Source organism: Enterobacter sp. CM29 (assembly GCF_013179605.1).
Classification (GTDB): domain Bacteria; phylum Pseudomonadota; class Gammaproteobacteria; order Enterobacterales; family Enterobacteriaceae; genus Enterobacter; species Enterobacter intestinihominis.
The window spans coordinates 1-964 of sequence record NZ_JABMCU010000372.1; the positions used below are offsets into that span (position 1 = coordinate 1).

Annotated in this window: 2 protein-coding genes and 1 pseudogene; all 3 read left to right on the plus strand. The window is 56.8% G+C overall.

Annotation, left to right across the window (positions count from 1 at the left end; translation table 11 throughout):
* A pseudogene (locus HP459_RS23120) lies at nt 1-156 on the plus strand (leucyl aminopeptidase); the annotation flags it as partial.
* A 118-nt stretch (nt 157-274) separates the two neighbouring features.
* Entirely contained in the window at nt 275-718 is a 444-nt protein-coding gene (gene holC / locus HP459_RS23125; protein ID WP_003861884.1) for a DNA polymerase III subunit chi, read from the plus strand.
* A partial coding sequence (locus tag HP459_RS23130) for a class I tRNA ligase family protein (RefSeq protein WP_171936947.1) occupies nt 718-964 on the plus strand: 247 nt, incomplete at its 3' end. The genes holC and HP459_RS23130, both read left to right, overlap by 1 nt.

Sequence of the window (964 nt, forward strand, 5' to 3'; positions counted from 1 at the left end):
TTCCTGGCGCGCTTCACCCGCAAGTACAACTGGGCGCACCTGGACATTGCGGGGACCGCATGGCGCTCCGGTAAAGCCAAAGGCGCGACCGGACGTCCGGTGGCGCTGCTGTCGCAGTTCCTGCTCAATCGCGCGGGTTTTAACGGCGACGAGTGATGAAAAACGCCGGGTAGCGGCTTCGCCTTACCCGGCCTACAACGTCACTCAACCGTAGGCCGGGTAAGCGTAGCGCCACCCGGCTTTGCATTTAAATCCACGACAAGAAACCCCATATATGAAGAATGCAACGTTCTACCTTCTGGACAATGACACCCATCAGGATGGCCTCAGCGCCGTTGAACAACTGGTGTGTGAAATTGCCGCAGAACGTTGGCGCGCAGGTAAACGCGTCCTGATTGCCTGTGAAGATGAGCAGCAGGCGATTCGTCTGGATGAAGCGCTATGGGCGCGCCCGCCGGAGAGTTTTGTTCCGCATAACCTGTCGGGCGAAGGTCCACGCGGCGGGGCACCGGTGGAGATTGCCTGGCCGCAAAAACGCAACAGCAGCGCGCGCGACATTCTCATTAGCCTGCGGACAGACTTTGCAGATTTTGCCACCGCTTTCACAGAAGTGGTAGACTTTGTCCCTTACGAAGAATCTTTGAAACAGCTGGCGCGCGAACGCTACAAAGCGTACCGCCTGGCCGGTTTTAACCTGAATACGGCAACCTGGAAATAATGGAAAAGACATATAACCCACGCGATATCGAACAGCCGCTTTACGAGCACTGGGAACAGCAGGGCTATTTCAAGCCTAACGGCGACGAAAGCAAAGAGTCCTTCTGCATCATGATCCCGCCGCCGAACGTCACCGGCAGTTTGCATATGGGGCATGCTTTCCAGCAGACCATCATGGATACCATGATCCGCTACCAGCGTATGCAGGGTAAAAACACCCTGTGGCAGGCGGGGACTGACCACGCGG

Coding starts and splice junctions, on each gene's coding strand:
- holC (WP_003861884.1), top strand. CDS start 275: ATGAAGAATGCAACGTTCTACCTTCTGGACAATGACACCCATCAGGAT.